The sequence below is a fragment of the Spiribacter salilacus genome, from assembly GCF_009649225.1.
Taxonomy (GTDB): domain Bacteria; phylum Pseudomonadota; class Gammaproteobacteria; order Nitrococcales; family Nitrococcaceae; genus Spiribacter; species Spiribacter salilacus.
The window spans coordinates 17,681-43,698 of record NZ_WJPP01000006.1 but is presented as its reverse complement, the minus strand read 5'-3'; the positions used below and the strand labels follow the sequence as shown (position 1 = coordinate 43,698).

At 55.7% G+C, this 26,018-nt stretch carries 1 protein-coding gene (cut by a window edge); it reads left to right on the top strand.

The window, feature by feature from the left end; genetic code table 11:
• Nucleotides 1-26,018 carry the 3' portion of a hemagglutinin repeat-containing protein gene (locus tag GH984_RS10450; RefSeq protein ID WP_153720168.1) on the top strand. The gene continues 6,274 nt to the left of window position 1, outside the view, so the window shows 26,018 of its 32,292 coding nt (coding positions 6,275-32,292); its start codon lies off the left edge, out of view; the stop codon is at nucleotides 26,016-26,018.

Below are 26,018 nucleotides of genomic sequence, written 5' to 3'. Positions count from 1 at the left end.
CCGCCACGGCCGAGGCGCTGGCAAATACCGATATTGGCGATGCCGATCCGCTGATTGTGCGCGCACAAGTAACCGACTCAACACTGGATTTGACCGGTGGGTTACGTATTGAGGCGCTTAATGATTCGGCCATTAGCGCGCAGTTGGGTAATGAAACAGCTGCCGGGGGTGGTGGTCAATCAGGCGGGCGATCGCTGGCCGCAGGTTTTGTGCTTTCAAGCAACATGATTGCCACCGATACGCTGGCAACACTGAATGAAAAGGGCGGCTCGGCGGCTGATGCGCTGGTCAATGCCCAGGATACCGCCAGCATCATCGCAGATACGGCACTGAGTGCCACCACCGGTAGTGAGGGTGCCATGGCATCGGCATTGCGCGCTTTAGGGGCGCTCTATCGGGATGAGGCAATGGCCGATACCGATGAGCTTACCCTGCAAGGTGGCGAGCGAGTTGGGATTCGTGAGGCAGAGTACCGATTGCTGGATCGCCCCGCCGAGCTCAGCACCGGTGAACGGGTGCAGCTGGACTGGGCTATAGGCGGTGGTGAAGCCGGCGCCATTTATGAGTTTATTGCCACCTCAAGCGAGACGGATGTACGGCTAGATCGGGAAGACTTTAGCGATACCAGCCGCTGGCGCAAAGTATTAGCCGCGCCGCGCGGCATTTATGTATATGAAGGCAATGCCGGCGACACGGTCGATCTTTCCGCTGAGAACTTCCTCAATACCGATCGCTGGCGCGCGGTGGATGTAGATGGTCTGCTCAATGATGCCGCCTTAGCGGCTATTGATGAGGTAGAAGCGGCCTTTGGTCCGGCCGCCCGAGGTAGTAGCATCGGTGCGGTTATCGCGCGTAATGATGTGCGGGGCCAGAGCCTGGCCGAGGTTAAGGCCGCCACCTTAACGCTTAATGATGCCCTGCAAATTCAAGCGCTCGATGAGGCGCTGTTGGTAGCGGATAATCGCGCCCAGGCCACGGCCGATACTGTGGCTGCCAATGTCATTATCGCAACCAATACCGTGCTAGGCGGCAGTGAGGCAAGCCTGCTCGGCAGCACAATCACCACCGGGGGCAATCTGCTGGTTAAAGCCGATGCCGCCAGCACCCTCATTGCGCAGGTGGATAGCCAACTACAGGCCTCGGTATCCGTTGGCATTACGCTGGCGTTTAATACCATCGGCTATCGCCCCGCTAATCTTTTTGAAAACGTGGTGGATACCCTGCTTGGCACCAATTTAGGCGGGCTTGAAACCTTAAAAACGCTTGCGCGTATTGAAAATAGCACGCTCGATATTGGCGGTAATGCGCAAGTGTTGGCAACGGCCGATGGCAGCATTAGTGCCCATATCGCCAATCAGGCCCTAGCGCTTGATGTGGCCGTTGGTACAGACAGCGGCGCTGCCACCACACTCACGGTGGCGCCGGTGATGGCGCTTAACCGAATTGCTGCCACTACAGAGGCCCGCTGGGAGCTGGGTAATAACGGCGATGAAGCAAGTGTTGATGGCGACCTTAAAGTGCTGGCCGCCGGTGATACCGATATTACCGCGCGGGTTAGTGCTACCGCTGCCAGTGCAGGCTTAAGTCAGGCAGGTGCCGCTAAGGCACTGTCTTTTGCAGTATCGATGGCACGCAACGCCATTACCCATGCGGTAACCGCAGCGGTAAGGGATGATGCCGATGGCCTGACCACGCGGCCGTCTCTGCGTGTTGATGGCGATATTGAGATTAAAGCCACGCGCGATGCGGCCATTAATGCCCAAGGGTTAGCAACGGCAATTGCGATAGTCGCCAGTGCATCCGGCAGTGGCTTGGCCATCTCCGGGGCGGGCGCGCTGGGCTTTAACCGCATTAATGGCGCCACGCGGGCCGTATTAAGCGGCGTGTCGCTAAGCAGTGGGGGTGATTTGCGGGTTGAATCGCGAGACCGGGCGCGTATCGAAGCCCGCCTGCGTGCAACGGCGGCCTCCGTGGCCGTAGGGCTGGGCAGTGGCAGCGCGCCGGCAGCGGCGCTGGGGCTGGCGGTATCACGTAACGAAATTGGCCAAACCAGCCGTACCGATATCACCGCAGATTACACCCAAGCCGATACGCCTACTGCGCTTAGCACGGGGCAAACCGTCAAAATCACCGATGGCCCACTACGCGGCGGGGTCTATGAATACCTCGGCAAAGCCGTTAGCGATTTGGTGCTAGCCAACCAGAATTTTGAAGACCGTACGCTGTGGCAGCGAGTTGATCTGATATCAGCCGCCGCGGGTATTGCAGCAAGCATTGAAGATGCCGATATCGATATCGCAGGCAGCTTGGTGGTGCATGCCGATGCCCGATCGCTTATCAACTCTGTAGTGGCTGCCAACAGCGTAGCCATTGGCGCGAGCAGTGGCACGGGGGTTGCCGTAGCCGCCGGTGGCGCGGTCACATTGAACCTGATTAATCGAGATGTGGTGGCTGAGGTAAATCAGCTAAATCAACTGCTTGCTGATGATATCTCCATTAGATCTGAAAACCTCACAGGCATAGATGCACGAACCGGCGCAGCCGCGATTAGCGGCGCACTCGGTGGCAGTACCGGTGTGGCCATTAGCGTGGGTTTAGCGCTGGCGTTTAACGAGGTGGATACTGACGCGCGCGCCAGAGCCGTTAATGTGAGTCGCCTTGAAAGCCGCACCGGTGCCATCGATATTCGTGCCAACCAGAGCAGCACGCCGCTGGGCACGATTGATCTGACTGAACATGCAGCACTCTCAGCCGCCGCGCTCAACGGTGCCGCTGAGCAAGAAAGCGATAACCCAGACACGGATGCCGATGAATTTGCGCAGGATTTAACCGCTGATCGTGCGGTACTCACGGCGTTGGCTGGAGCGCTAAGCAGTGCCGGCGTTGAAATCAACAGCGTGGAGGATACCGATGAGCGGCCCTTTGAACTGGCCACGATTGATGCGGGCACAGCCTGGCTGCTCACCGATCAAGATGGGCGGAGCTATCAGCTGAAGATCAATGACCCTGCCACGGCGCCCGATGCGTTGCAGGTGTCAGCCTATACCGTGAATGCCGTGGCCACGGCGGCGAGTCTCTCCTTTGCAGCGGGCGGCAGCACGAGCGTGTCGGTGAGCGGCGGTGCCGCGGTGGCGGATAACCGGGTTAATGGCGATACGCTGGCAGAAGTCAGTGGCAGCACGGTTAAGAGCGCTGATCGGTTTGATTTAAACGCTAGCCAAACAACCGGTACTAATGCGGGTGTTCTAACGGCCTCGCTAGCCATAGGGGCGGGCGGCTCCACGGGCGTGGGCGCATCAATTGGGGTAGCGGTAGCTTATAACCGTATTGGCAATGGCGCAGAAGATCGCGCTGAGGCCATTGCCCGGGTGGTGAATAGTTCACTGGATATTACTGGGCAGACGGCCATCGAGGCGCGTGCTGGCCAGCAGATTACCGCCAACGTTTTTAGTGGCTCGGTGGCCATTGCCGGCGGTGGCAGCGTGGGGATTGGTGCCGCTGGCTCTGGGGTGGATGTGCGCAACCGTGTGCATGCGGGTGTGAGTGCGCAGGTTAGCGGGGGTACCGCGGATACCCAAGGGCTGAACCTATTGGCTGAGGATGCCTCGCGTATTTTGGCATTTGCTGGCGCGGCTTCATTGGCAGCGGGGCTTGGTGGGTCCACTGGCGGGGCGTTGGCCATTGGCGCGAGTATTGCCCGCAACAGTATTGATGTGGTGGTTGAGGCGAGCCTTAAAGACGCCAATGTTAACAGTGGCGATGTGCGGATTGAGGCGCGTTCAACCGCAGTGATTGAGGTAACGGCGATTGCCGCCTCGGCAGCGGCCGGATTAGCGGGCACCACGGGTTTGGCCCTAGCCGGCGCCGGGGCAGATGCCAAAAACCTCATTGGCGGTGCAACGCGGGCATGGATAGAAGATGCCTCGATAACCGCAACGCGCAGTGTGGTGCTGGATGCTGAAGATGCCGCACGCATCAATGCCTTTGTGGCGGTGCTGGCACTATCGGCCGGCGGCGGTGGCACGGCTGGCGTGGGGGCGTCGTTAGGTGTTTCGCTGGCGCGCAATGAAATCGGTATTCAGGAAAACGCAGTCACGGCGGACTACACCACCGATGAGGGTGAGATCGCCAGCCTGGCTAATGGCAAAGTGGTTAAGGTGCTGCATGGCGTAAGAGCCGGTGAAACCTATCGCTACCTGGGTGAAGACCCCGTAGAAAACGAAGACCTGGCGCAGCAAGACTATGGCAACACCGATCTTTGGAAGCGCGTTGGCATCAGCCCAAATGCACGGGCCGTTGAAGCCAAAGTGCTCACCAGCGATGTTGATGTTACCCGCGGTTTGACGGTAAAGGCGCAGGCCGATCAGCAGATTCGTGCTGAGGTGTTCTCCGTTTCTTTAGCGTTGGCCATTGGGGGCGCTGCTGGCGTTGGGCTAAGTGGCGCTGGGGTGGGTGCGGTTAATCGCATTCATGTTGATGTGCTTGCCAGTATTGATGGTGATGCCAGCAACCGGGTGCGTGCCGGTAATGTGCTGTTAGACGCACGGGATACCGCAGAAATTAACGCACGTGTTGGCGCGGCAAGCATAGCGGCGGCGTTTGGTGGCAATGTTGGCATTGCGGCATCGGTGGCAGCCACCGTGGCGCAAAATCGTATTACCAGTTCGGTAGTTGCCCGGGTCAACAACCTAGATTTGCTGGAGACTCGCCGCACCGGGCTGGATGTGCGGGCACGCAGTGACGGGCAAATTGATGCGTTGGTGTTTGCGCTAGGCGCGGCGGCAAGTGTGGGTGGCACGGCCGGTATTAACTTCTCTGGGGCGTTTAGTGATGCGCGTAATGTCATCACAACCACTACCCAGGCGCAGCTGCGCGACTCAACCTTGCGTAGTGCCGGCAATGTGTATGTGGATGCCCGTCAATCAACGCAGATTGATGCGGAGGTGCGGGCGGCGGCGGCATCGGTGGCCGCGGGCATTAGCGTTGGTGTGGGTATTGCCATTGGGTCTGCTCAGGCCACCAACACCATAGACGGTGAGGTGAGCGCAACGGCCAACAGCGTTAATTTAACCGCTGAGGGTGGGCTCAGGCTGACTGCAGATAACGATGCCAGCATTAAAGCGTTGGTAGATGCCAAAAGTGCGGCATTGGCTGGCGGTAAGGTTTCAGTAGCCGCTACTGGCGCCGGGTCTGATGCACGTAATCGCATTGGTATTGATGTGACGGCGCAAAGTATTGGCAGCACGCTAACGGCAAAAAATAATGTGATATTGCGGGCTGAGGATGAATCCCAAATTGATGCAACCGTGCGTGCTGCATCAGTGGCGGCATCGTTTGGGTTGGTCTCTGCAAGCCTAGCAGTTGGCGTGGCGCTGGCTGATAACCAAATTGATAATCAGATTAAGGCAGAAATTAACGCGGGCCGCGTGACGAGCGAGGCAGGCAGCATCACGCTAACGGCAAAAGATACCGCGCGGGTCAATTCGGAGGCCGCCGCGGCGGCCGTTGCCGTTGGGGTGAGCTTAGGTGGCAGCCTTGCTGGTGGTGGTGCGGAGTCACTCGTTACCATCGAAAACCTGACCCAAGCGCGCACAACCAATGCCGCTCGTCTCGATGCCGCTCAAGATGTCACGCTGCAGGCCACTAGTGAGGTAAACGCGAGCAGCGAGGTCAAAGCCACCGCCGTATCGGTTGGGCTTATTTCCGCAGCAGCGGCTGGCAGTGTTTCGCGCGTCACCTTGAACAATCCCGTTGAGGCGCTAATTGACGGCGGTACCGTGAACGCCGGTGGCGCGGTGGTGGTATCGGCAGACGCCAAAGCCACCGGTTCCGGTAAGGCGGCCGGTCTTGCCGCAAGTACCGGCGTTGCGGTGGGGGTAACTACCGCCAAGGTCAGTGCGAGCGGTAATGTGCGCGCGGGCTTGGGCCAATCAACCACGCTTACGGCAAACCGACTCAATGTTCAGTCTAGTGCCTTGGATACGGTCTTTGCTGAAGGCGAATCGAGCAGTGGTGCATTATTGGCCGCGGTTGCTGGTGCACAGGTTGAGGTGGTGGACACGCGCGATGTGATTGCCCAAATTGCTGATGGGTCAAAGATTACGGTTACTAATTTAAGCGTGGCATCGAGCCACCAGCAGGCCGGCGATGCGCGGGCAAATGCAAGCTCCATTGGCCTAGCCACCGGCACGGGGGCAAAGGTCGAAACGCGCCTCACGGGTGCGGCGCTTTCACGAATTGGTGACGGGGTGGCAATAGATGCCACCGGCAATGTCTTTATTAATGCGGTCAATATTGGGCTTAAAGACCGGTATGCGCAGCAAAATAATTTGCGCGCTGGATCTGCCGGTGCGGCAAACGTGAGTGTGCTAAGGAGTTACACCCTGTTTGGCACCGATAGCAGTCGGTTTAGTGCTGATGTTGAGATAGGTGATAACAGCCGTATTGAGGTAGCCGGCTCGGTGCAAGCGCCCGGGCGTATTGAAGTTTCAAGCCTTGCCGATGTTTTTGCGGTTGATAGCGTTAGGGTTGAAGGCGTGGGCGGGTTCAACCTCTCGCTAGGCCGTAGCAAAATTGATGCCGCTACGCAGTCGGGTATTGCTGTAGGTGCCTCCACCCTGCGTAATGACAGCGGCGATGTGATTCTTTCCGCGCGCACGATTAGTAGTGCAAACCCCAGTGCGAATCTTTACACCGCCTCGATTCTAACCGGGGTAACGGGTGCTGAAGCGGTGGGCCGAGTCAATGCCTTAAACTTGATTAAGACCAGTAATGCGCTAATTCGTGGTGGCAGTGTGCAGCTGCTTACGGGGCTTGATAGCGGCGGGCGCGTGAATCAGCTAGGCGGATATGCCGATGCGCAGGCCACCGCGGTTAGCATTTTCCCCAACCTTGCACGCCCCGATGCCGACCTAAAGATTACCGAGAGCAATCGAATTGATTTAACCGGTGCCACGCGCATTCAGGCCATTGGGAATGTGCAGTTGCGGGCCATCGAAGGCATTGGTGAGGATGATCGCGGCACAGAAGCTACCTCATTACTGTCTTTATCTGGCATCCCCTACGGTAATGACCGCACCAGCCGCGGTCAGGTGGTCAGCGCCACGCAAGAAGTGCTTGTTGCTGAGGCCACGCAGATTAAAGCGGGCATTACCAGTGATTTGATTTTCCATGTGCTGCCGGTGAGCGCGCCGAATCAGCCCGATTTTGATATTTCACGGCTGGGTACAGACCTGACGGAGGCTGAGAAAACGGCACTCGGGGTCTTGTCTGATCAGCGCATGGAGTATGCCGCGCTCGATTTCTCCAATTTGGATGCCACCGGGCTGGATGACGAAGAAAAAGCCACCCGTGATGCGGTGTTGGCAGCGCTTGAGAATCGGTTTTATGTGATTAAGCCTGTAGCGGTTGCGGCGCCAAGCGTGAGTTTAGATACCGTGAGCAATCTGCTGATTCAGCGCTATGACACGCTGCGCGGGTGGATGATTAGCCATGCGGAAAATGAAGAAGCCGTGGCACGCTACCAATCGCAACTCGAGCTGGTAGAGCGGGCATTAGACCGATTGGGCCTGCGTGAGGAAGTTAACGTTAATGGGCGCACTGAGTATGTGGTGGCTGAGGAGCTGGATTTAGTTTTCCTCGACATTCCCGATCTATATGCCGCGGCAGGCCTAGTTCGTATTGATGGCGTCGATACCGATCGTGACGCGTTGAATGCCGGCATTACAGCTGGGCGTATCGGCGGCGCTGCAAGCGCACAAATCGATATTCGTAACGAAACGCCGTTGCAGATGCGTATTTATGATGTGGCCATTGCCAATAGCCGGATCATTCAACCGGTTGATGGCCGGATGCTAGAGCTTGACCCCGGCAATGTGTATTTGTCTGGCGAGTCGTTAACAGGCGTGGCCGAAACGGGTGAAAGCGAAATCAGCATCCTCCAGCAAAGCCAACCTGCAAGATTATTAGGCCTGCCCGAGCTGATTATTGAGCGACTTTCAGGGCCCAGTGACCTATTTGTGCTGGGTTCGGTGGTGAATGATGATGGCAGCGCAACGCTCGATAACCGAATGGGCAGTGTTGAGGTTTCAGGGCAGATTCGTGCCGCCACCTTAGATGTCAAGGCATCCGGCGATTTTGATTTGAATGTTGAAGGTTGGCAGCACTTTAGCGACCCGCGGCAGCTGGTGAATTACGCCGAGCGCTATCAAGCAGCGCGAGATTCCGAAAATGGCCAGGTTTTGGATTTACGGTTTAATGGCGGGATAGCCAGCACGTTTGCGCAAACCATCGAGCAGGCCATTATCGACCGTGAGCCGACGCGAGTGGTGGCACGTGGCGAAATCAACATTAGTGCCACCTACCTGAATTTAAACGGCATTTTGCAAAGTGGTGTTACTGATCTTGAATTAACGATTCGCGAGAATTTTGCCCCCACCGAAACAACCGCCTTATTTGGTGATGTCCGAAGCGGGCGCTCTTTAGACACCTATACTCGTGCCCCTGAGGTATTAGTGGCCGGTGTTTCATTTGGTGAAGTGCCGTTTAGTAGCTATTTTGATGCCGCCAGTCAGGCGGTCGTGATTGAAGAGCTGGCGACAACGCCTGGCCGTGTCACGGTAACGGGCGAAATCTTCAATACGGGCGCGGGCAAAATCCTGATTGCAGATGGCAAGCCAAGTCTGCGCGTAGATAATCGAACAGACTATGATCTGGTGTTTGACGGGATTGACCTTGCGGTATCAAGCCCTGGGCTGTTAACCATTAATGACACCAATGGACTTAAGCGCACGGTCTACACCTTTGATGAGGGTGAAATTACCGAAGAGACCTTCACGGGCACCCTAACAACCGGTGAAGACGGGCTGCCACGCATTAACTACAGTGACGATGGCACAACGGTAGCCCACAACATTGCCGCGCTGGCAGCGCAACGCACAGCGTGGGAAGACGCGGGCAATTTAGATGCAGCCGACTATAACCCTTTACGCGATACCCAGCATCGTATTTTTTATCAGCCTGAGGAAGGCACTTTTTACAGTTGGGTTGAGGGGCAGGCGTTTACCGAAACTGAAATTCGCAAGTACGAGAAGCGCTCTTTTAATCTTGTTGGGCGAGATTGGGGGTTCTTGGTTAAAGACCGCAGCTGGAAATTCCGTCGATTTGAGTATAGCGATGAGAGGCCGTTGCTGGAGTCTGAGACATTAATCACCTCAGAGAATTTTAACCGGGCTGAAGATTTGCTTGGCTTTGAGGTTGTTTACGCGCTTAATTTTGAAACAAAGCGTAATACCGCAGTTGATATGCGTGCCGGGGTAAGCCAAGTACGCGTGGTGGATGGTACCTTCCGGCGCGGTGATGATGTGATTTCTACCGGCATCATTTATACCTATGTTGGCCCTGATCAACCCGTTGAGTTGGTTGAGGCTGATTACTCTGATGGAGAGCTATGGAGTAAAGGTAGCCGCTTTGAGGGTGAGTTTGAGGCACCGGGTGCTAACCGCTATGACAATAGCTTTCAGAACTACACCTACAACCAGCGTAATTGGACTACCGGTGGTGGCTGGCTGCGCAAAAAGACCCATCACACCGAAACAACCACCGAAACTGGGTTTAAAGATTTCTACACTCATACCATTCGGGCCGATTACCCGGTAATTATCGATCAGATTTCAAGCTCGGGCGATGCCGGCATCAATGTCACGGGGGGTGGTTCGGTCTTTTTCCGGGGTGATGTGCGTATCGGCGATATGACGCTGAACGTAACCGCAGATGGCAATATTCGCTTTGCCGATGGCGCTGCCTATTACGGCCGCGCTCCGGTGTTAAACGCGGGCGGGCATATCAAAATGTCGCTTGAGGGCGGCGCGGGCACCGGTGATATTCGTGCCAAAAACGATATTGATATCAATGTGTTTAGTGTGGGTGAAACTGGGGAGGCTTCGTTACGCGCCACGCGCATTGAGTCGACTATCGGAGATGTTCGCCTCAGCGCCGTGGACGGAATTTTAAGTTTTGGACCGGATGTGAATGAGGAGCTGAGCATTCGGGGTAATCGAGTTGAGCTGGACGCAGCGAACGGCGCGGTTGGCAATATCAAGCTTCAGAGTAATACCCAGGGCACCGGTGGTGTGGCGGTTCGCGCGGCTGGCAACATTACCATCGAGCAACAAACCGGTGATCTGGTGCTATTGCGGCCCACGCTTTGGTCAGGCGGTAACGCGGCTGTGGAATCCACCGGTGGCGATGTCACCTTAAGTACCGTTTCAGGAAACATTATTAACGGCGATGCGGTAGTTGCAGCTAGCGGCATCGAGGGGCTATCGCGTGCAGAGGTTCTTAAAGACTTGCTACGTGCCGATGGCTATTCAGATGGGCGGGTGGATTACCGCTTAAGTGCAGGGCTTGCCACATACCTCAACCCGCATGTGGATGCGGCCGATTTGGGCTCAGAGGTTACCAGCGCCTACACCGCGGTGCGGGGCAACACGATTGAGCTTAATGCGGGCACAGACGGGGCTATCGGTGTGGTGGGTGATCGCATCATTATCGAGCGCCCTGATCAGTTTGATGAATTGAGTCAGGAGCAGCAGCAGGCTTTGGCTCAGGCTGGGGTGGGTGATGTGATCGGGTTGAGCCACGCGCTCTACCGCTACCTCGGTGCGGCCGCCGAGCGCGATTTGGCCAAAGAAGATTTCACGGATGAGGATGCGTGGCAAAAAATCACTGCAGATTATGCAACTACAACCGATAGACGAACAGAAAGTTCGGTTAATCGTGCGCGTGCATTGGCAACCGGTGATTTGCTGCGTGTGCAGTACTCCCGAGCAGATTACGGCCTTTATGAATATCTGGGCGATGCTGCAACCGTTGATCTAGCGCGTGAAGACTATGCCAACACCGAGCGCTGGAAAAAGATTGCGATTGCTGATGAGGGCAACGCCAGCGATGGCGGCACCCTAGCCCTTACTGAAGGCATGTTGATAGAAAACCGTCATCAAGTAGAGAGTTTGGTTTTGCAGGTGTTTGATGGCCTGCGTGTTGATTTTAATGATCCCAATAATAACGGGCTAACCGCCACTGCCAGCGATGTTGGGATTGAGACTAACGATTCGGTCACGGTGCAGACCATCACGGCCACGAACGCAGACGGCGCAATTATTCGCGTTATTGCCGGGGGTGAACTGGTGCTGGCGCAAAATGCCACGGTTTCTGCGCAGTCGGCAGATTCAACTATCACCTTAGAATCCGGGCGGGCGATGATTCTGGGTTCGGCGTCAGCGGTGACCGCCGGGGTTAGTTTTGATGGCGTCGAGCCGCAAGTGGCCGGTGAGCGTGCCAGCGTGTTCCTGTTTGCGGGTGAAGAGCTGTGGATTGCCGGTACTGTTAATGCTACCGACCGGCTTAGCATCACCATGGGCAATTACGGTCCGCAGTCTGAATCGAGCGAGAATTACCGCACCGCGTATTTCAACAGCATGGCCGATGATCATCGCCTGTTTCAGGCGGCGGGCAGCAACAACCCCGAGTTCGGTTTCCTGTTGACCGGCACGCTGACTACGCTCGGTGATGATGGCGATCTGCGCGTCAGTGGCGAGGGCGCCATTCTTATCCGTGGTGACATCGATCTGCGCGGTGCACGCTCCGACCTGATTTTGCAGTCGGATCAGTGGATCTACTGGGAAGGCGACGCCACTGTGGGCGGCAATATCGCGCTGTATGGTGGTGTGCAGCAAAGCGGTATCGAGCGCATCGACCAAGGTGGTGCGGCTGAAGATGGCAGCAGCCTGGTGGTGGCTTCAACCAGTATTTTGCGTACCACCAGCGCGGATGCGCGGATCGAGCTGATTGGCTCGCAGGCCGTCCACCTAGAGGGTGTGGTACTCGCTGGCGCCAGCTCGGGTGAGCAGGGCATCAACTTTGATGTCAAAAATAACCAAATTCATGCTGAGTCGTTAAATCAGCAACTGCGCGTAGCCTCCACATTGGCGGCCTCAGGGCAGGCCGTGCTGAAGGGCGGCGTGGCAACTGACTTTGATGGCGTTGGCGTGCGTATCACTGCAGCTGGCGGCGTCACGGTGGGAGCAGGGCTCAGCGATAACAGCTGGGTAGCAGCCATTGATGCCGAGCAACCGGCGCTGCAGATCGAGAGCGCCGAGCATCTGGAGGTGTTGGGCACGCTGCTGGCTGGTGGCACACCGCTCAGCACCACTGAAAACAATATTCGCGAAGATACGGTCACCTGGATCAACAGCGCTGCCATGCTCTCCTTAGTGGCTGGAGGGCAGCTGGCGTTGGGTGGTCAGGCCGCGGCAAACGGCAACGGCACGATTGAAGTTGGCGGTACCTTGCGCGCCGGTGGCGCCATTAGCCTGCGCGGCGGCGGTGGCCGAGAGGATGCCAGCGGCAACAACGACGGCATTGCAATCCGCATGCCCGCGACTGCACAGATGGCCGTGCATTCGGCCGATGGCGAAATTGATTTGATTGCCGAGGGTGGCGCCCGACTGTGGGGCTTTGTGGCCAGCGGTGGCGATATGGCGCTGCGCTACGATGCCGATGGCGACCCGCTGACAACCGATCACCGAGTCTTTACCCCCACGCTCTCGGGTTCCTCGCGCATCTCCGTATCCGCCCAAGATCGGCTGGAGGTGCTGGGCGAACTGCGTGCGCATGATCGCATCGATCTCGATCTGACTGCCGTTGAAACTGATGCTACGGCGGCCGTGCTCGCCGACGAGGATGCGCTTAGCGGTTTGAGTGCCGGTCTTACCATTACGAGTGAATCACGGCTGATCACCACTGGGGATAGCGGGCGGATTCAGCTGAGCGCTGAGCGCGACCTGACGGTACAGCCGCTGGGCAATGGCGCGGCGGCGCTGCAGGCTGGCAATGATCTCCGCTTGCTAGTGGGCGATACCGAGCAGCTGCGCCTGAGCGCTGGGCAATATCAGGCGGCGGGCAGTTTCGTGCTCGGTTCGCTCGAGGATCTCACCATCAGCAACGTGTTCGATGCCAGCACCATCGGTGTGCAACGCATTGGCTTTAGCGCGGGTGGCACGCTGACCGTGACGCAAGAGGGCGGTGTGCGCGCCGCCGAGTCTATCGATCTGAGTGCCAAAGAGTTGGTCTTTGCCGGTACGCTTGAGATTACCGACGCTACCAGCACCGCCACCACCCGCCTGCATGCTACCGAGCGCCTCGAAGTAAGCGGTGAAATCAATATTCCCACTGCGCTGAGACTGGAATCAGATCAGAACATCGTCATTGCCAGTGCGGATTTGGCGATGACTGGCGCTGGGCGGGAATTCAGCATTGTTGCGGGTAACCTGCTCAATCTTGATGGTAATACCGATCTGTACACCACCGCGGCTGATTCCAGCCTGACCATTGAAGCCACCCGTGCAGAATTGGCCGGGCGCCTGATTGCTGGCGGTACTGCGAATTCAGAAGACCCCGGTAATCCAATTTGGACTGAGGCGGTTGGCACCGGCACCGCCGAGCTCACTATTACTCTCCAAGAAGAGATCCAATTTGGTGTAGCAGAGAGCCCAGCTTTGCTGCTGGCGTCTGGCACCGTCACGGTGGCAACCGGGCAGGCCGACCTCGCCGGCACCAGCGGTGATCTGCTCAAAGTCGGCAATTTGGCGCGTATTGAGGCGGATACCGTTAACCTCGAATCCACCGGATTGCTGTGGCTGGCGGGCGGGCAGGTCAATGCTATCAGCGAGGTGCAGTTGTTTGGTGGCGCTAATAACAATGCCAGCCGCACCGGTGTGGGCTTGTTCATCGATCAGGGCGCGGCGCCAACGCTTGAGGCCGGCGGCATACTCACCGGTTCAGCCAGTGCCTCGATTCTGTTGCGTGATGAGCTGATTGCACGGACGGTCTCGCTCACGTCAACCGGTGGGCACATCTCGATTGGTGATGGTGAAGAAGACGGCGACAACGTGCTCACAGGGGCAGGGCAAGTCACCGCGGTGGATGCCATCACGCTTACCGCCGAAGGGCAGATTAACCTGCTGGGTGGCGCAGATCTCACCACCACCGGCACCAATAGCCAAATCACGGTGCGTTCGGCTGATAATGTGTTGGTCGATAGTTTGGCTGCACTAAAGGCCGAGGATGGCTTGATTCACCTGATTGGTGATGCCGTTACCATTAATGGCCGGCTCGATGCCGAAGGCCAACACGGCCGTGCCCTCATTAACGCGGCGGGGCAAATCGTGCTCAACGGCGAGATTCACAGCACGGCAGACATCGACCTGCGCGCCGGTATCAGCCTGAGTGCCGACACGCAGGCATTGCTCAGCAGCGTTAATACTGATGGCCTTGCTGACAATGCGGATATCCATATCCTCACTACCGGCCTTGCTAACGCCACAGGCGCACTCAGGCTGCAGGCGGGCGGCAACGTTAACCTTGATGCCAGCCTAGGCGATGAGGTAGTGCGTAGCATCCGCGTTCCCACGCTGATCACCCAAACACGTTTTGTACCGGTTGAAACCGAAGAATATCGTGATGTCTTTGTCGGCAGAATCCTTGTGCCGGAGGTCACTTGGGAAGAAACCACCCGGCTTGAAGTGGTCGCTCAAAAACGCGTGACTGTTGGCGAGCAGTACCTAGCGATGAATGTGACGCTAACACAGGTGGGGTATTACAACACTTCAACTAACACAGAGCGCACCTACTTTATTGAAGGGCATGATTACGAGAATGACGAAGTAAATTGGGATAATGCTGGCAACGAATTACAGCCTAACCGGAAAGCGACACCTGTTACAGCTGACTCGAATAGTTCAACTTACCTAAGGTTTGACGAACTCAATGATGCACAAAGAACAGCTGTCTTAAATCACCTCGGTTACAAACCGTTGTTCGAATTCAGTTACACCAATGCCGAGCAAATAACAGTCCGTGGTGGCAATGTCACCACGGCGGCGCAAACGCCGGCCTGGGATGGCAACCCAGACGTGGTCGTTAGTCCAGACATTGCAGGCTGGCGCGATATGGCTATTCGGCTACCTGATGGCGCGCAGGATGATATCCAACGGGCTGTTTCGAGGGCCGTATCACAGGCATTGGTTGATGATAACGGTGAGACCAATTTGACTGATGGAGTTTGGAGTGCTGATCTTACCTCATCAATTTATCGTGCCGCAGATGGCACAGTTAGAAACGCCTTTGTTCAAGGCAGTGGCCAGGATGCAGACTATAGAAATGAAGACATCTCATGGCAGTTGCTCGGTGTTCCAGTTGCTGGTGATGATGCCACATGGGCTGATTTGGGCAGATCGCAAAAAGCAGCCGTTGCTAATTATCTGGGTTACGAGCCTGTTTTTAACGCTTCTCAGCCCGGCGCTTTGGTTGGAAGCTTTAAAGATAGAGTCAACGTTTTATATGAACAAGTTGGTAGCCAGTGGACAGGTGTGCCCGGTGACGTCTCAAAAAGATATCTCGACGTCTCTGGTGATACTCGTCAAGAATTTTGGCGAGTAAACCCGACCAATCTCAGCCAAGCCCAGCGACAATTTAATACGGATGACACTGGTAATGTTAGCCTCCAAAGGATTCCCAGCTGGGCAGTTGAATATTCTATAAATAATGCTGTCCGATCCGCTTCTACATCACCTGCTGAGCTGTCTGCAAATCGAGTGCAAGCAGGAGATTCCTATCTAACTGCCCTACAGACGAATACGGGCGAGCTCTTGCTTCAGGACACTCAAAGCACTTCAACTCAAGTAGCAAGCTGGACTGAAGTCAACAAAAAAGACTATGTCTTGTTTACCATCGCGGAAACAACCAATGGCGGTAGAAGTAAAACCGGGGATCTTTATGACAAGTTTGTAGCTGCGTTTTCAGATATATTCGGCAGTAATGTAAACCCAAGTGTTAGCTCCAAGGTTCCATGGCAAGGCCCAATTGGCGACACGTTAGAAGGTAGAGGTTTTCTATCGGTTGATGTGCTTGATGCTAGCCGGGTCATTACCTTTGTGACTGAAGACTCAGCAAGTTTTGCAAATAACGAGATGCGCTGGCATACAAATAGTGTCTCGGATAGAGACGGGGTATCTAGGTTTTATACTTGGTTTAACGGCTATCGATCGGAAGCATTGCCTGAGGCTAATTCAGATAACACCGTAGATATTGATAAAGCACGTAATTCATTTTTTGATTATTATATTGATTCAGATACCCGAAGTTCTAATGCCCAAAACGGTTTAGTGAGCCGCTTTTTAGTCACTTACGACAAATATGAAGATCCAGCCTCGTCCGGCGATTTCATTTATCGAACGTCGTTGGAGCTCTGGTTGTCACGTGACGTATTTGTCAACGAGACGGTGAGTGATTTCACCTACGACTGGCGATCAAACGAAACCGAAATCCGCGACCCCCGCATTCGCCACGACTGGCGCGTTGTCTACGAACCCACCCCGCTGACCGAGCTGCGCACAGAGTATGCGGTGAAGACGGTGCGTGAAGAGACGGTAACCGAGGTTGAGCGCAATGTTTGGCGGCGTGAGCCGGTGGTAACTCTGGACGCGCAAGAAGTTCAAGTGCCGGGCTTTAATTCAAAAGAAGTGTCCGTTGCCGAATTTGAGGCCGATTCTTTGCGGGGCGATAACATCCGAATTTCAACGGGTGGCAGTGTATCGCTGAGTGGTCGCATGGCGGCTGATGCCGCTTTGACGGTGGATGCCGGAACCAGCTTGTCGGTGGCTGCAGCCAGTGTGCTTGAGGGTCAGACGATTACGTTGGATGCGGGCAGCAGCATGACCGTGAATGGCGAGGTCGGCGCCTCCGCTGAAGACGAGGGCACTCCGGTGAATACCCAATCAGTCATGGCCACCGCTGCCAACAACGTTGTGGTGACTGGCGCGGTTCGAGGGGAGTCGATCACGCTGGAGAGCACTGGCGGTGATGTGGTGCTGCGGCCGGGCGAGACCAATAATGGCACGTCACCACTGGCCTTGGTGGAGGCGCTTGGTGAGACGGGGTCAGTTACCCTGCAGGCTAGCGGCTCCGTTATCCAAGGCGGAGATGCTGACAGCTTTGAGCAACTGATGCCCGGCGCAAACGTCATTGCCGATAGCCTACACATTGAGGCGAATGAATTGGTGCGCGCCGATCTGACCAACATTGGCGCGCTGCACCTGGCAGGTCAGAGCGCCGACATGCTGATTCGCCATACCGGCGACCTCACGCTCACCTCGGCCAACTTGACGGGTGAAGACTCAGAGCTGTCGGTAAAAATCGAAACCGCCCTCGCCGAAAACATTCAAGACGCCGATGATACCGATGCGGCTGCCAATGCCCGGGCGAAACTGACTCTCGGCGAGGTGGTGAGCGCAGGCCGACTCGAGCTGAACGCTGCCGGTGGCATCACCTACGTCAACGCCAGCAGCCCAGCGCTGCAAGCTGCTGAGTTGGTGTTGTCGGCCGGCGGCACAATCAATCTGCGCACACAAACCGGTCGCCTCGATGCCGAGCTGCGCAGAGGGGATCTGATTATTGACCAATCTGGCACTGAGCTGACGCTGGGCACCATGGTGCTGGATGGCGGGGATCTGACGGTCGATTCAGATCAGCGAATTGTGGTGGAAGACATTTGGCTACGTGGTAGCAGCTTGGGCTTTTTTGGTTTTGATGACAGCGTTGGAGGCACACCGGATGCCGAGGCCGACTTTGATGCCACCCGCGATAGCGCCGTCGGCTCCGTCACGCTGACTTCAGATGCCGATATTATTGGCATGACCGACCGGTCTGCAGTGATGATCCGCGCTGAAAGTCTGGACCTCACTGCACAAACCGGTATTACCGGGCTTGAGGTGGCGATCAACCGTCTGGATGCAGAGAGTCAAAGCGGTAACATCGAGCTGAATGATCGGGAAATCATCGAGGCCGATGGCGCCCAGAGCAACGGGGATGGCAGCACCACGGTGCTGGGCCGCAGCCTGAATGTGGGCACGGTAACGCTGGTTGGCGATGGAACGATCACGCTGAGTGCCGAGGAAAATTTAATACTGGGGCCAGACGCACACATGACCAGTGGTGGTGGTTCGGTCAAACTCGTGGCCGAATCTGGCACCTTGCGTATCGATCGCCCGGCCGATGGTTGGACAGACGCTGAGGATGACCCGATCACCGGCTTTCACAACCTAGCGCTGATCGCCACTGGCGGCACGCTCGATGCATTCCGCCAGTTTGATCAGGCACCGGGCACGCTCGAATACCGCGCCAGCCGCTTCCAGTTTGGTGACCCAGCGGGCGATGCCGGCGATCGCACCGTGCGGTTCGAAGAGAATATGCAGGCTAACCGCATCATCATCGAGTCCACCTACAGTGGCGATGAAGCCGGCCGTTTTGGTGCGGCGTTGATGATCGATGCTGATCTGGCGGCGCGGGCCTTAGTGGACTTGCGCTCAGATGCCAATGTGCTGGTCAACGGCAGTCTTGAGCGCTGGGCTGACCTTGATGCTACTGATGATCCGGTGGTGATCGATCGGCTGGTGATGCGTGCCGAGGGTAAAGGTAGCTTGAGCGCGCTCGAGGTCATCGGCGATGTGCCTGCGCCAGTTAACGATGACTCTGCCGCCGCCCGCGGCACCGGCTTCATCTCGATTAATGCGCCTGCGTTGGCGGTCGATCAGGTTGATCTTAGAGCCGAAGAAACCATTTTTGTCAGCACCCAGAATAGCTTTAACGTCAATGGCGTGGTGGCGGGTCTGTCTGCGCTCGATCCACTGGCGGCGCTGCGCATAGATGCACAAAGCGGTAATGATGAAGAACCGGCAGAGCTGAGTTTTGGTTCTGGCGTGATCAATGCCACCGAGAACATCGAGATCAATGCCGATCGACTCACGATGAGTTCGAATGGCTTGCTGCGCACAACCGACCTATCGGTGCGATCAGTGGGTGATGTGGCGCTGAGCACCGATGTGCAAACAGTGGATATCCGCACGGATGTTGGTGATATCGACCTACGTCAGACTGGCGATTTGGATGTAGAGCGTCTGCGCACCGACGATGGCGCCATCACCCTGCGCAGCCGTGGTGATCTTGTGTTGCGTGATGTTCAGATCCTCCGTGATAGCGTGGGGAATGATTTTGATGTCCGCACGCTAGGCAACATCGACCTGGGCCGCATCGATGTGGGTAACGAAACCAACGATCGTCAAAACGCCACCGTCACGCTCGACACCATTGGCGACATCCGCCGTGCAGCGTTTGCCAGCCCCAACGCCTATCAGGTGTTTGCGCACAACATCACCATTAATGGCACAGAGTTGCCTGCTGTTGGCAATGCGCAGCGCCCCAATCTCGTTGTCAACAATGAGTCTGGCGATTTTACTCAGGATGGTGTGTCGCAAGCAGCCATTGAGTTAGGCAGGCTTGAGGGCACCGATGAGGCACCAGTGCAGGGAGATACTGTGGTCTCGGGCCGGTTTGCGGTAACCAATCAGCAGATCGGTTCAAGCGAGGGTGCATCGGATGACTTTGTGCCTTTGAGCTCACGCGCCACCGGCACCATTCGCGTCACTGACTTGCAGCTTGAAAACGGCCAAGCCCTAGACTTAGAAAGCACTCAGGATGAGGTGGTGATTGGTGATGATGTGGGCACCGCAACATCGGATATTCGCCTAGCCGGTAAGCGTATTGAGGGCAACGGAAAGACGATTACGGCCAACAAGCTGACGGTTGGGACGGAATTAGAAACCGAGCTAAATACCAACACCAAACAAATCGAAATTGTGGGTAAGCAACCTGGGTTGAATGTGAGCCTGAATAACCTCACAGAAATCATTGGCGGGTTAATTAATAGCAAGGGCGGCAACGTTAATCTGAACACGCACAACAATGAAAACCAGTTTGTTCAAATTGATGGGGTAGATACCGATGATGCCGGCACCGCAATCAATTCGAATACTCAGGTAACGATTGACGGGATCATTTCAACTGGCGTTCTCGGCCACTTGCAACTCCTTACCCAAAAGTCGGCCAATCTGAACTTGAATGGACAGGCAGGTACCAAAACCAACCTCAATAACCTGACCAGCAACGGGCTTAACATCACCTCAAATGGCGATGAGGAACTTCGCCTGACCGGCACAACTAATGCGGGGTCGGGCGATGTGGATATCAATGCCGATACATTGATTATCGATGGCAAGGTGATGGGCAATAACTTCCAGTTGGTTGGTTCGGGTAATACGTTGCGCTTGGCCAACGATATTGAAATGGCCGGTAATATCGTGATCGACGATTCAATTCGTGTGGATGGCGATATTGAGCTAACCAGCGGCGGCGATATTACGCTGGGGCGCGATGGCCTCAGTACGCCATTTTACCTGGCAGCGCATGATGAGACCGCCAATAGTGCGCTAACGCTTACCGCTACCAATGGCGGCGCCGTGAGCATCTTTAGCGCGATTGGTGCGGGCACCGGCGCAACGCAAACAACCGGGTTGCTACAAACCTTAAGCATTATAGATGCCAGCGATATCGATTTTCATGAAACGCTGGATTTAGCCGATACGCTCAGCGTTGATGCCAGTGGCGATGTTACCTTCCACAAAGCGCTAACGCTGTCTGCTGATTTAGATCTGCAAACTACCGGTGATATCTATTTTGCCGAGGGGGTTACCCTTGAAAATGGCGCTAACCTGAATATCACCGGCGCAGATGATGTGCGATTTGGTGGCAATGTGGTGCTGAGCGGTCAAAACGCGGGGCAGGCGGGTGGCGTAACCATTAATGCCAATCGCGTGCAGGGCGGTGCCGATGGAAGCGATCAGGTCAACCTGCAGCTTGATGGCGGCATAGCCAACCTAAATGCGGCAGTCGATGCCACGGCGCTCACAATCAACGGTGCAGAGTCGATTATTTTGGGCGATACCGTGAGCGTTGATAACGATGTATCGCTGGAAACCAACGCCTTGCAAATTGATGCCGCAATAAGCGGCAATGGCGAGCTCACAATCCACACTCAAAAAGCCAACCGGGGTATTCAGTTAGGGGGTTCAGCCAGTGATAGTGATCAGCTGACCCTTGACCAAGCCGAATTAAATCGGATTAGCGGGTTTTCACACCTGCATGTGGGTGAGCTGAGTAATACGGTCACCGGCAGCGTCAATTTAGGTCTTACCGATGGCACGGCGGCAGTGTTGCCCGTGGCAACAACCATCTACGCCACCAACATGGTGGTTAATGCCGTGCAAACAACCGGGTCCCTCGATTTAGAAAGCGGTTCAGCCCTTGAGCTTGGCGCAATTGATGTGGGTGGCGAGTTGCGCGTTGACGCGGATGGGGCTATTACTCAAGCGGCGGACGGCAGTTTTACCGTAGGTAGCTTAAAAATAACGGCAGCAGGCAATGTCACCATTGAGTCAGATGGCACGGTGCAGCTGTTGGGTGTGAGCACAATCAGCGGTGATCTCGACTTGCATGCCGAAACGGGCATTACCAGCGATAGCACAACCGTGCTAGAGGTTGATGGAAATACCAATCTGAGTGTGGGCGCAGGGGCGACTATCTCTCTTGCCAACGGAACAGTCGTCAATCAATTCGATGGCACGCTATCACTGAGTGGTCAGTCTGCCCTCATCAAGGCCAACGCAATCACACTTGATCAGGTGGCGCTATCTGATCAGCTCACGCTTGTGACCACCGGCTCGGTGAACCAGACATTAAATGCTGAGATAACGGTTGGCAGCCTCATGCTTGAGGTTGGCGCTGATGTAGACCTAGAGTTAAGCGGAGATGTCGCCGTAGAGCTCAGCGGCACCAGCACCATTGGCGGTACGCTTAATTTAGTGGCCTCCGGTGGTTTAACCGGCACTGGCGTGCTTGAGGTAACCGGCGCCGCTGTTCTCAGCGCTACTGCAGATGATGACATTCAACTGTCCGGCAAGCATACCTTTGATGATGGCCTGCAGATTTTAGTTGCACGCCATGTTGAGCTTGGCTCGGCACAGGCCATTTTGCTAGCGGGCGCTGATATTAAAGGCAACCTGTCGATCGATGCCGATGGTGCAATCACCCAAAGTGCTGAGTTAGAAGTAGCAGGCACTACCTCATTAACCAGCACGGGTGGCATTACGCTAACTGACCGCGACAATCATTTTGTGGGGCAGGTTGCGCTAGAAGCTGTGAGCGTTGAGCTGCTCAGCGCACGAACGCTTGAGCTTGGCAAAATTGATCTATCTGGCAATTTAGACTTAACCACGGTGGTGGGCAACATTGTTCAGTTCAACACCATTGAGGTGGCGGGCGATGCCATCATGCTGACCGAGTCTGAAGGGGCCAGGATCCTGCTAGACGAAGAAGACTATACGATTAGTGGCGCGCTCACGCTAATTGATGGTGGCGATACCACCGTGGTGTCTAGTCAGTCTGCAATAAACCTGGCTCAAATGAATGTGTCGGGCAACCTTGTGGTGCGCGGTGTGGGCATTACGCAAAGCGGCGCGTTAACGGTGAGTGGTTTTGCTCGGTTTGATGCCGGGGCTGGTAGTCTTATTCTTGATCATGCCAATAACCAGTTTGCTGATGTGGTTCGTTTGCAAAACAGTGGTGAGCATGATGTGGCCATCCACCAGGGCGGTACGCAGGCATTAACATTAGATGCAGCCACCTTAGGCAGTGGCGCGCTCACGGTTACCGCCGGCGGTAATATCACTCAAAGCGGTGCCATTACCCAAGCGGCTGAGGCCGGGCTCACCCAATTCATTACCGGTGATGGGGCGATAACGCTGGATCATGCCGATAACCAGTTCCGCGGCGCGGTGTCGCTCAAAAACACCGGTGAACATGATATTGAAATTGAAAATAGTATCGATCTGGTGCTCGATGAGACTCGTACGGATGGCAATCTAACGATTCGGGTAACGGGTGCGCTTACGCAGTCTGGAAACGGTATTAAGGTGGGTGGACGCACAGATATTACTGCAGCCAGCCTGCGAGTGGGCAATAACCCGCCCTTTGAAACGGAATCCATTACCTTTAATACAACGGGTGAGGCCATTGTTAACTCCACCAATGGCAACAATATCCGCATAGACGGCGTGAATACGGCCGATAGCCTGATTATGCGTTCAGACGGAATTATCGAGACGGCAGCCGATGCGCAAATCACCATCACCGGAGATGCCCATATCAAAGCCGATAATGGTGAATCTAAAGGCGTAGCGATTTTACTGGCAAACGGCGCGGATGAGCGTATTGAGATAGGCGGCGAGGCCTGGTTCCAAGCAGAAAACGATGGTGACATTACCGTTGATACGGCAGGCACCACGCAGTTTGGATCAGTCCGGTTTACCACCGGGGGCGCGGTTGATATTGCCGAAGACAGCGCGATGACGCTGAGCAATGCAAGTAGTGCAGCCGCCGTTACCTTGCAAAGCGCTGGCGCGATGGACGATGGCGAGCTTGAGGAAGCGGGTGGGGTGTTAACTGCTTCTGGCCCAGTCAGTTTAACAGCGGTTGACGAGGCCGATGTGCGCTATGCCATTACGCTGGATAATGGACATGACCTTTCAGGCAATGCCGTGAGCGCGCAAGCCGATGCCTTAACGCTGAATGTGACCGGTGCGCTAGCGCTCGATCAGGTCGACATCACCTATCTGACTGATCTTACAGCCACCGGCGCCATAACCAACATAACCGGTGCTGCGCTAAATGTAGGCAGCCTGCGTCTAGAAACCGACAATGCTGTCACCTTAACACTGGCCAGTGGCTTTGACTTTGCCGGTGTTTCTGAGGTGGGCGGCGATGTGGATATCACGGTAGACGCTGGAGACATTGGTAACACCGCGCTGGGTATTCTCGATATCTCAGGATCAGCCAAATTTGATGCAGAGCGGGATATCACGCTTACTAATTCCCATGGCTTTGGTGGCACGGTGGAGACGGTGGGGCGCAATGTTTCGCTTACCGACCTTGATGCATTAACTTTGGGCGATCAAACGGTGAGTGGCAATTTAACGGTGGTTTCGGGGGGTGCGCTGGATAGCACAACCACCGCTCAAATTGCGGTTACCCGAGATGCAAGCTTTACCGGTACCCGCATTAATCTGGGGCAGGGCGATGGCCGCAGCTTGAGCACCGATGCACTAACCCTTAATAGCGATGGACGCGTAGAGATTACGCACACCGGCGATGTGGTATTTGCCAACACCAGCGCCGTGGCAGAACTGGTGTTGATAACGGATGGAAATGTAACGGATCGGGCTGCAGGTGGGCGGCTAGAAACCACCGGCACCAGCCAGTTTGAAGCCACAGCCATTACGTTAGACAACATCCATGCCCTAGGGGGTGAGGTATTAGTAGATACGGGCGATGCCTACCTGAACACGGAGGGTGATCTGTTACTAGGCAACACCACACTCACGGGAGATTTAGTGGCAATAGCGGATGCCGCCAATGGCACCGTGCTTAATACAGAAAACGCCGTTATTCAGATTGATGGGCAGGCATGGCTGCGGGGCGCCTCTGTTGATATGGGTTCAAGTCTAGATGCTGACTTCACGGCAGGCTCACTGCGCTTGGGCACAACGGGCAATGCCTTGATTGTTGAGCAAAACGCAACGTTATTTACTGAAAGCAGCGTGGTAGGCGGTAATCTAAACCTCAACAGTGGCGGCGCCATTGAGCAAACAACCGCCGCCACGCTGATGGTAGAGGGCGATACGGTGCTGCGCGCGGTTGATGGCCTGACTGAAAAGCCCGAGACCGTGCGCTTGTTAGGGGCCAATGATTTTTCGGGCCAGCTTGGTATTACCAACGCCGGCGATGTGGCGCTAAACGATATTGGTGATTTGGCGCTGCAAGACTTGCTGGTCGATGGCACTTTAGATATCACGGCAGGCCGCGACATTCTCGCGACGGTACCCGTTGATTTGCAGGTTGATGGGTTGGTTGACCTGCGTGCCGAGCGAGATATTCGCCTGGCTGAAGGTGTTAATGCCTCAGGCTCGTTACAACTGCAAGCCGGTGGCAATGTTGAGCTCGATGGCACCAGCGGCATCGGTAATGCGCTGAATATCACCACTGGGGGTGGCATTCAGTTTTTAGGTGACGTTAATGCGGGGGGTGCGCTTCGCTTACAGGCTGGCGAAGATGCGGAATTATTGGGCGCCAATCTGCAAGGCAGCCGGCTTGATCTGACAGCCGGCGGCACGATCACTCAACAATCTGATGTTTTGGCCGGGCCAGTGCAATATCGGGCATCGGTTATTCGCATGGAAGCGGGCAGTATCACCCGTTCGAATACGGGCACGATCGACTATCAGGCTACTGGCGGTACGATGCAGCTAGCCAGGCTGGCAACCGGCGGAGACGTGCGCATTAATGCAGGTGCACAGCAGGTAGTTAGTGCTAACCCGGGCATGGCGGCCAATATAGAGGCAAACAACCTGTTTTGGCAGGCCGCGCCAGCCGGCGTTACGGGCACCGCTTCTGGCGTACGGGGGCAGTTGCTGGGCATGGAAGATCGGCTCATTAAGGTGTCTGCTAACACCATTACATTGCCGGCGGGCTCTGGCGAGCGTCTTGGCTTAATTGATCAGCGTGGGCATGCCTTTTTATATCAAACTGGGCCTAATAATCAGGGCGTATTTTTAGTTTCTCTTAATAATCGCGCCAACATCATGGGTGGCTGGGTTGACCGAGAGTTTCCGTTGATTGCGTATGGCCTGGGTGCGGCGCTTGCTGACGATGCGCGGCCAGAAAGGCCGCCGCTAGCTGGCCGCTCTGCGTTTGATATGGGGCGCGCATGGCTAGACAACATCCCAAGCCGTGATGCCGATCGATTTTGGCGTGCGGGTTTTCTAGCGGCAGAGCAAGATAGCTTTTACACGGTTCGCCCGCCTGAAGCGCTCTGGCAACCGGGGTTTAATCTCTCAGGGCCGTTGGCCTGCAGCATGGTTGTTAATCCGTTTAGCAGTTTGCAGTTTTCATGCCTTGGCCAGTCATTTTCAGGGGTGCTGAGCTTTGATTTGGAATCGGAGTTTGTATTTTGA